At 60.9% G+C, this 9,575-nt stretch carries 3 protein-coding genes and 3 rRNA genes; 5 read left to right on the top strand and 1 reads right to left on the bottom strand.

The annotated features are described in order from the left end of the window. The first annotated feature begins 3 nt into the window (after positions 1–3). From argH to rrf, 5 genes are all read left to right on the top strand, one after another. Positions 4–1,443 carry an argininosuccinate lyase gene (argH, locus tag CIK77_RS13475; protein WP_087056599.1) on the top strand — a complete coding sequence of 480 codons (1,440 nt, stop codon included), beginning with the start codon at positions 4–6 and terminating at the stop codon, positions 1,441–1,443. An 87-nt stretch (positions 1,444–1,530) separates the two neighbouring features. Next, positions 1,531–2,826 carry a tyrosine--tRNA ligase gene (gene tyrS, locus CIK77_RS13480; RefSeq protein ID WP_087056600.1) on the top strand — a complete coding sequence of 432 codons (1,296 nt, stop codon included), beginning with the start codon at positions 1,531–1,533 and terminating at the stop codon, positions 2,824–2,826. A gap of 593 nt (positions 2,827–3,419) precedes the next feature. Continuing rightward, positions 3,420–4,946, top strand: a 16S ribosomal RNA gene (locus CIK77_RS13485). Between the two features lie 348 nt (positions 4,947–5,294). After that, positions 5,295–8,400, top strand: a 23S ribosomal RNA gene (locus tag CIK77_RS13490). 122 nt (positions 8,401–8,522) lie between these two features. Then, positions 8,523–8,639: ribosomal RNA gene (gene rrf / locus CIK77_RS13495) — 5S ribosomal RNA — on the top strand. The 16S, 23S and 5S rRNA genes sit together here, the layout of an rRNA operon. Before the next feature lie 465 nt (positions 8,640–9,104). On the opposite strand, the gene CIK77_RS17720 is transcribed toward rrf, so the two are convergent. Continuing rightward, positions 9,105–9,575 (bottom strand): hypothetical protein (locus CIK77_RS17720; RefSeq protein WP_220224450.1); only part of this gene is annotated, 471 nt, incomplete at its 5' end.

Below are 9,575 nucleotides of genomic sequence, written 5' to 3' on the forward strand. Positions count from 1 at the left end.
ACCGTGAGCACCACTGGCGACAGCACCACGGGCAAGACCGGCGACGGAACCCTCTGGGGAGGGCGATTCGCGAGCGGACCTTCGCCAGAACTGCAGGAGCTGAGTCGCTCCACCCAATTCGACTGGGCTCTCGCCCCGTACGACCTCGCGGGCTCGCACGCGCACGCCAAGGCGCTCGCCGCGGCCGGCTACCTCACAGAAGACGAGGAGCGCCGGATGCACGAGGGCCTCGACGCCCTGCTGCGCCGCTTCGAGGACGGAACGCTGCGCCCCCGTGCCGAAGATGAGGACGTGCACGGCGCGCTCGAGATCGCGCTGATCGCCGAACTCGGCGCCGACCTCGGCGGGCGTCTGCGCGCCGGGCGCAGCCGCAACGACCAGATCGCCACGCTCGTGCGGATGTACCTGCTCGACCACGCCCGCGTCATCGCGCGCGAGCTGCTCGGCCTCATCGACGCGCTCGTCGCGCAGGCGGAGGCACACCCCGGCGCGATCCTGCCAGGTAGGACGCACCTCCAGCACGCGCAGCCCGTGCTGCTGGCGCACCACCTGCAGGCGCATGCCTGGCCGCTCGTGCGCAACCTCGAGCGCCTGCGCGACTGGCGTTCGCGCGCAGCCGTTTCGCCGTACGGCGGGGGAGCTCTCGCGGGCTCCACGCTCGGGCTCGATCCGCAGCTGGTCGCTACGGAGCTCGGTCTCGACCGGCCCAGTGAGAACTCACTCGACGGCACGGCTGCACGCGACGTCGCCGCGGAGTTCGCGTACATCGCCGCGCAGATCGGCATCGACCTGTCGCGGATCTCGGAGGAGATCATCCTCTGGAACACGCGCGAGTTCGGCTTCGTCACGCTCGACGACGGGTACTCGACCGGTTCGAGCATCATGCCGCAGAAGAAGAACCCCGACATAGCGGAACTGGCGCGAGGCAAAGCCGGTCGCCTCGTGGGCAATCTCACGGGTCTGCTGGCGACGCTGAAGGCGCTGCCGCTGGCCTACAACCGCGACCTGCAGGAGGACAAGGAGCCGCTGTTCGACTCCGTCGCCACTCTCGAGGTCGTGCTTCCGGCATTCCGCGGCATGGTCGCCACCGTGTCCTTCAACACGGAGCGGATGGCCGAGCTCGCACCCGAGGGCTTCTCGCTCGCCACCGACGTGGCGGAGTGGCTCGTCAAGCATCGCGTGCCGTTCCGCGATGCGCACGAGATATCCGGTGCGCTCGTGAGCGCCTGCGAAGGGCTCGGCATCGGCCTCGAGGACGCGGACGATGAGCTGCTCGCCTCGGTGTCGGCCCATCTGACGCCCGACGTCAGGGACGTGCTCACGATCACCGGCTCCGTGGAGTCGCGCCGCGGTGTCGGCGGTACGGCGCCGGAGCGCGTCGTCGAGCAGCGTGCTGAGCTGGTCGAGCGCGCCCAGCACGCGGTGCACGCGCTCGGGCTGTAGACCCTCGACAGCCAGGGCGCGCAGTGAAGCGCGACGAAGCGGTCGACGGGCACCGGACGGGCGCGGTCCAGCCACTAAACTGGATGGGTGACCGACACAGCAACCGCAGAGCAGACGAACGACCCCTCGTTCGAGAACGTCTTCGACGAGTTGGAATGGCGCGGCCTCGTGCACGTGTCCACCGATCGCGACGCTCTTCGTGACGTCCTGGGCGGCGATCCGATCACCTATTACTGCGGTTTCGACCCGACGGCGCCCAGCCTGCATCTGGGAAACCTCGTGCAGCTGCTGACGATGCGGCGACTGCAGCTGGCCGGCCACCGTCCGCTCGGCCTCGTCGGCGGGGCAACGGGGCTGATCGGCGATCCGAAGCAGACAGCGGAGCGAGTGCTCAACGACGCGGAGACCGTCACAGGCTGGGTCGCCAGGCTGAGCGGCCAGGTGGAGCGCTTCCTCAGCTTCTCCGGCGAGAACGCGGCTCGAATGGTGAACAATCTCGACTGGACGGCGCAGCTGAGCGCAATCGACTTCCTCAGGGACATCGGCAAGCACTTCCGTGTGGGCACGATGATCAAGAAGGAGACGGTGAGCGCGCGGCTGAACTCCGACGCGGGCATCAGCTACACCGAGTTCAGCTACCAGATCCTGCAGGGCATGGACTACCTGCGCCTGCACGAGAGCTACGAGTGCGTGCTGCAGACGGGCGGCAGCGACCAGTGGGGCAACCTCACCAGCGGCGCCGACCTCGTGCACAAGGTCACCGGTACGTCGGTGCACGCCTTCGGCACCCCGCTGATCACCGACGAGAACGGCAAGAAGTTCGGCAAGAGCGAGGGGAACGCGATCTGGCTCGACGCCGAGATGTGCAGCCCGTACGCGATGTACCAGTTCTGGCTCAATGTCGATGACGCCATCGTCGTGAAGCTGATGAAGGTGTTCACATTCCTCCCTCAGGGCGAGATCGCGGAGTACGAGCGCCTCGTCGCGGAGGAGGGGTTCCGACGCGCTGCGCAGAAGCGGCTCGCTCTCGAGGTGACCACGCTGGTGCATGGTGCGGAGGCGACATCATCGGCGATCGCGGCTTCCGATGCGCTGTTCGGTCGGGGCGATCTGACCGCGATCGACGCCGGCACGCTGGCCGCCGCGCTGCGCGAGCTCCCGCACGCGGAACTCGACGCTGACACCCCGGTGATCAGCGCACTCGTCGCGACGGGGCTGGTGTCATCGACATCCGAAGCCAGGCGCGCGATCGCGCAGGGCGGCGTCACGCTCGACGGCGAACGGGTCACCGCAGACGACGCAACCGTACGGGGGACGCTCCCCGGGGGAGTGTCGGTCATCAAGCGCGGCAAGAAGTCGCTCGCCGGCGTCTTCATCGCATGAGCGGGCGGTCGCGCGCGACACGCCATGAGGCGTGAGGATTTGCCGCGATGGCCGGATCCCCGTAATGTTTTCTCTTGTCGCCGCCAAGAGGTGAGGTTGAGCCGGAAGGTTCCCATCCCAAGACGGCGACACGGACTCATCCGGAACATCTCGTGACAGCTCAGCTGGAACGCGATAGGATGAGGATCTCGACTCCACGGCGTGTCGCAAGTTGCGGCAGTCACAGAGGAGAGTTAGGCTACTGAAGTTGCCTCAAACGGTTCCGATCGGATGAGGTGGCGGAAGAATGAAGCTTCCCGAACTTACGGCGTGTCGAATTGCGAGGCGCCAACAGCTCGGTTAAGCTGAGGAAGTTGCCCCGGAGGGCTGCGGCGGGAGTCGCAGGGCTGGGAGCGTCCGTTCCTTGAGAACTCAACAGCGTGCACTTGTCAAATGCCAAATTATCCTCGGCTCGTGTGTTTTTCACATGGGTTTGAGAATTCCTTTGGATCAATTATATATGAATCGTCAGCTTTTTGATGGTTCGTCTTTTTGGTCATGATTGAACTCGCTGCTTCGTCACCTTTTTCCGGTGGTGGAGTCGGCAACTGTTTTTTACGGAGAGTTTGATCCTGGCTCAGGATGAACGCTGGCGGCGTGCTTAACACATGCAAGTCGAACGATGAAGCTCCAGCTTGCTGGGGTGGATTAGTGGCGAACGGGTGAGTAACACGTGAGCAACCTGCCCCTGACTCTGGGATAAGCGCTGGAAACGGCGTCTAATACTGGATATGCACTGTAGCCGCATGGTTTGCAGTGGGAAAGATTTATCGGTTGGGGATGGGCTCGCGGCCTATCAGCTTGTTGGTGAGGTAATGGCTCACCAAGGCGTCGACGGGTAGCCGGCCTGAGAGGGTGACCGGCCACACTGGGACTGAGACACGGCCCAGACTCCTACGGGAGGCAGCAGTGGGGAATATTGCACAATGGGCGCAAGCCTGATGCAGCAACGCCGCGTGAGGGATGACGGCCTTCGGGTTGTAAACCTCTTTTAGCAGGGAAGAAGCCTTCGGGTGACGGTACCTGCAGAAAAAGCGCCGGCTAACTACGTGCCAGCAGCCGCGGTAATACGTAGGGCGCAAGCGTTATCCGGAATTATTGGGCGTAAAGAGCTCGTAGGCGGTTTGTCGCGTCTGCTGTGAAATCTGGAGGCTCAACCTCCAGCCTGCAGTGGGTACGGGCAGACTAGAGTGCGGTAGGGGAGATTGGAATTCCTGGTGTAGCGGTGGAATGCGCAGATATCAGGAGGAACACCGATGGCGAAGGCAGATCTCTGGGCCGTTACTGACGCTGAGGAGCGAAAGGGTGGGGAGCAAACAGGCTTAGATACCCTGGTAGTCCACCCCGTAAACGTTGGGAACTAGTTGTGGGGGCCTTTCCACGGTCTCTGTGACGCAGCTAACGCATTAAGTTCCCCGCCTGGGGAGTACGGCCGCAAGGCTAAAACTCAAAGGAATTGACGGGGACCCGCACAAGCGGCGGAGCATGCGGATTAATTCGATGCAACGCGAAGAACCTTACCAAGGCTTGACATATTCGAGAACACTGCAGAAATGTAGGACTCTTTGGACACTCGTATACAGGTGGTGCATGGTTGTCGTCAGCTCGTGTCGTGAGATGTTGGGTTAAGTCCCGCAACGAGCGCAACCCTCGTTCTCTGTTGCCAGCACGTAATGGTGGGAACTCAGGGGATACTGCCGGGGTCAACTCGGAGGAAGGTGGGGATGACGTCAAATCATCATGCCCCTTATGTCTTGGGCTTCACGCATGCTACAATGGCCGGTACAATGGGCAGCGATACCGTGAGGTGGAGCGAATCCCAAAAAGCCGGTCCCAGTTCGGATCGTAGTCTGCAACTCGACTACGTGAAGTCGGAGTCGCTAGTAATCGCAGATCAGCAACGCTGCGGTGAATACGTTCCCGGGTCTTGTACACACCGCCCGTCAAGTCATGAAAGTCGGTAACACCTGAAGCCGGTGGCCTAACCCTTGTGGAGGGAGCCGTCGAAGGTGGGATCGGTAATTAGGACTAAGTCGTAACAAGGTAGCCGTACCGGAAGGTGCGGCTGGATCACCTCCTTTCTAAGGAGCATCTGGCACTCTTTTGGGGTGTCCAGGCGTCGTGTGGGACCGAATGTGTCCTGCCGGCAGCTCATGGGTGGAACATTTGACATGCCATCGTTGATGGGTGATGTCGCTAGTACGTCTCTTTTTGAGGGGCTGGAACGTGGTGTCGTCCGGGGGCGGTGGCTGCACGCTGTTGGGTCCTGAGGGACCGGGCCTTGGGGCTTGGTTTCTTGTTGGGCCCACTTTTGCGCTCCCGGTTGGGGGTTGCGGGGTGGGCGCCGCCCGTACTTTGAGAACTACACAGTGGACGCGAGCATCTTATAGAGAGCGACATCGACCTTTTGGTTGGTGGCTCATGTGATTTTGTAAGTCTTTAAGAGCAAACGGTGGATGCCTTGGCATCTGGAGCCGAAGAAGGACGTAGCAATCTGCGATAAGCCTCGGGGAGCTGATAAGCGAGCTGTGATCCGTGGATTTCCGAATGGGGAAACCCCGCCAGGCGCATTCGTGTGTCCTGGTGACTCCCGCCTGAATATATAGGGCGGGTAGAGGGAACGTGGGGAAGTGAAACATCTCAGTACCCACAGGAAGAGAAAACAAAAGTGATTCCGTTAGTAGTGGCGAGCGAACGCGGATGAGGCTAAACCGAGTGTGTGTGATAGCCGGCAGGTGTTGCATGTTCGGGGTTGTGGGACCTTGTGTTCTCCTGCTGCCGCAGGGGTGACGTTAGAGAAGCGTGTAGACGAACGGTTTTGAATGGCCGGCCGGAGAGGGTGTGAGTCCCGTAGTCGAAACATGTGTTCTCGCGTTACGAGTGTTCCCGAGTAGCACCGGGCCCGTGAAATCCGGTGTGAATCTGTCAGGACCACCTGATAAGCCTAAATACTCCCAGATGACCGATAGCGGACAAGTACCGTGAGGGAAAGGTGAAAAGTACCCCGGGAGGGGAGTGAAATAGTACCTGAAACCGTTTGCTTACAAACCGTCGGAGCGACTTTAATTGTTGTGACGGCGTGCCTTTTGAAGAATGAGCCTGCGAGTTAGTGATACGTGGCGAGGTTAACCCGTGTGGGGTAGCCGTAGCGAAAGCGAGTCTGAATAGGGCGATCGAGTCGCGTGTTCTAGACCCGAAGCGAAGTGATCTATCCATGGCCAGGCTGAAGCGACGGTAAGACGTCGTGGAGGGCCGAACCCACTTAGGTTGAAAACTGAGGGGATGAGCTGTGGATAGGGGTGAAAGGCCAATCAAACTTCGTGATAGCTGGTTCTCTCCGAAATGCATTTAGGTGCAGCGTTGCGTGTTTCTTGCCGGAGGTAGAGCTACTGGATGGCCGATGGGCCTCAACGGGTTACTGACGTCAGCCAAACTCCGAATGCCGGTAAGTGAGAGCGCAGCAGTGAGACTGTGGGGGATAAGCTTCATAGTCGAGAGGGAAACAACCCAGATCGCCAACTAAGGTCCCTAAGCGTGTGCTAAGTGGAAAAGGATGTGGAGTTGCTTTGACAACCAGGAGGTTGGCTTAGAAGCAGCCACCCTTGAAAGAGTGCGTAATAGCTCACTGGTCAAGTGATTCCGCGCCGACAATTTAGCGGGGCTCAAGCACACCACCGAAGTTGCGGCATTGACATTTTTGGTAGGCCTTCGTGGTCCAGCCGTGTTGATGGGTAGGAGAGCGTCGTGTGGCGAGTGAAGCGGCAGAGTGATCTAGCCGTGGACGCCACACGAGTGAGAATGCAGGCATGAGTAGCGAAAGACGTGTGAGAAACACGTCCTCCGAAAGACCAAGGGTTCCAGGGTCAAGCTAATCTTCCCTGGGTAAGTCGGGACCTAAGGCGAGGCCGACAGGCGTAGTCGATGGACAACGGGTTGATATTCCCGTACCGGCGAAGAACCGTCCCAACCAATCCAGTGGTGCTAAGCGCCCGAATCCATTCACCGTCACCTTCGGGTGACACCGGATGGCCTAGCGCGCGACCCCATGCTGGTGCGGTTAGCGTATTAACAGGTGTGACGCAGGAAGGCAGCCCAGCCAGGCGATGGTAGTCCTGGTCCAAGTGCGTAGCCCGAGTCCTAGGCAAATCCGGGACTCATGAGGGTGAGACACGATGGGAATAAAAAGTGGGTGATCCTCTGCTGCCAAGAAAAGCATCGACGCGAGGTTCAAGCCGCCCGTACCCCAAACCGACTCAGGTGGTCAGGTAGAGAATACCAAGGAGATCGAGATAATCGTGGTTAAGGAACTCGGCAAAATGCCCCCGTAACTTCGGGAGAAGGGGGGCCCGCCACTTACTAGGTTTTACACCGAAAGGGTGTGTGGGCCGCAGAGACCAGTGGGGAACGACTGTTTACTAAAAACACAGGTCCGTGCGAAGTTGCAAGACGATGTATACGGACTGACGCCTGCCCGGTGCCGGAAGGTTAAGAGGACGAGTTAGCCCTTGGGCGAAGCTTTGAATTTAAGCCCCGGTAAACGGCGGTGGTAACTATAACCATCCTAAGGTAGCGAAATTCCTTGTCGGGTAAGTTCCGACCTGCACGAATGGCGTAACGATTCCCCAGCTGTCTCAACCACGAACTCGGCGAAATTGCATTACGAGTAAAGATGCTCGTTACGCGCAGCAGGACGGAAAGACCCCGTGACCTTTACTACAGCTTGGTATTGGTGTTCTGTGTGGCCTGTGTAGGATAGGTGGGAGACTGTGAAACCCGGACGCCAGTTCGGGTGGAGTCATTGTTGAAATACCACTCTGGTCATTTGGAGCATCTAACTTCGGACCGTAATCCGGTTCAGGGACAGTGCCTGGTGGGTAGTTTAACTGGGGCGGTTGCCTCCCAAAGAGTAACGGAGGCGCCCAAAGGTTCCCTCAACCTGGTTGGCAATCAGGTGGCGAGTGTAAGTGCACAAGGGAGCTTGACTGTGAGACTGACAGGTCGAGCAGGGACGAAAGTCGGGACTAGTGATCCGGCAGTGGCTTGTGGAAGCGCTGTCGCTCAACGGATAAAAGGTACCTCGGGGATAACAGGCTGATCTTGCCCAAGAGTCCATATCGACGGCATGGTTTGGCACCTCGATGTCGGCTCGTCGCATCCTGGGGCTGGAGTAGGTCCCAAGGGTTGGGCTGTTCGCCCATTAAAGCGGTACGCGAGCTGGGTTTAGAACGTCGTGAGACAGTTCGGTCCCTATCCGCTGCGCGCGTTGGAAGTTTGAGAGGATCTGACCCTAGTACGAGAGGACCGGGTTGGACGAACCTCTGGTGTGCCAGTTGTCCTGCCAAGGGCACGGCTGGTTGGCTACGTTCGGGATGGATAACCGCTGAAAGCATCTAAGCGGGAAGCCGGCCTCAAGATGAGACTTCCATGAACTTCGGTTCGAGAGGCTCCCAGCAGATTACTGGGTTGATAGGCCAGATGTGGAAGCACAGCAATGTGTGCAGCTGACTGGTACTAATAAGCCGACGACTTACACACTTCTTCACTAGCTCTTGCGAGCGCTCGCGTCCACTTTGTGGTTCCCGATGTACGGGCACCCACCCCCTCGAGACCACCCCTCCGCGTGGTCTCACCACAACAGGGGTACACATCGAAATATTTTCGGTGGTCATAGCGGGAGGGAAACGCCCGGTCACATTCCGAACCCGGAAGCTAAGCCTCCCAGCGCCGATGGTACTGCACCCGGGAGGGTGTGGGAGAGTAGGACACCGCCGAAACACTCTTACAGAAAGGCCGCCCCACATCCACGGGGCGGCCTTTTCTGCGTTCACGACGCGCTCCGCCGGCAGCGCAGTCGCGGCGGCAGGGCGGCCCGCGCCTAGGGAGTGTCTGATAATTCGCGGCGTTGCGAGCATGGGTGATGTGTGCTGGATCGCTAGGCCGAGGAGGGAGGCGATGCGGAGCCATCGTCGACCGACGAGAACGACGCGAGCCGGTGCGCAGCGCCCAGCGCAGTAGCCGACGAATTATCAGACACGACCTAACGTGCGCGAACGCAATCACAACACAACAGCGGTACGGTGCTTTCACTGCCGTAGATGAGGGACGAGGCCATGACGGACGACACTGAGCGCGACAACCGCCGCTCCGACGACGACGGACGACAGAAGCGCCGTACCGGTGCTGAGCGCGACTCGCGCGATCGGCGCGCGGCCGGCGGCGACCGTCCCTCGCGCGGTGCCTCATCCGGAGGCCGTGAAGGCCGTGCCGCTGGCAGTCGCGACGGTCAGCGCAACCACCGTGAATCTGACGGCCGCGATGGTCGCCGCAGCAATCGTTTCGACGATCGTGGTGCGCGCAACGACGGTCGTGCCGCGGGGGCCGAGCGTGGTCGCGACGGAGAGCGCCGTTCCTCGAGCAGAGACGACCGGGGCGGCTCCCGCCGCGACGACGGTGAACGTCGCTACGGCGATCGCGGTGCACCCGATCGTTCTGCGGGACAGTCCGGTCGTTCCGGCGCACGTGACGGCGGCCGCGGCACCGGCGGCGCAGGTCGCCCGTTCCGCGACGGCGGGGGCGGGGCATCGGAGCGCAGGCCGAACGACGGTCGTGGTCGCAACGACGACCGTGGCTTCCGCGGTCGTGACGACCGGGGCGGAGATCGCCGCAGGGACAGCGGCGGCGCGGATCGCGGCCGGGACGATCGCGGCGGA

Origin of the sequence: Microbacterium sp. JB110, assembly GCF_003335195.1 — a bacterium.
GTDB lineage: Bacteria > Actinomycetota > Actinomycetes > Actinomycetales > Microbacteriaceae > Microbacterium.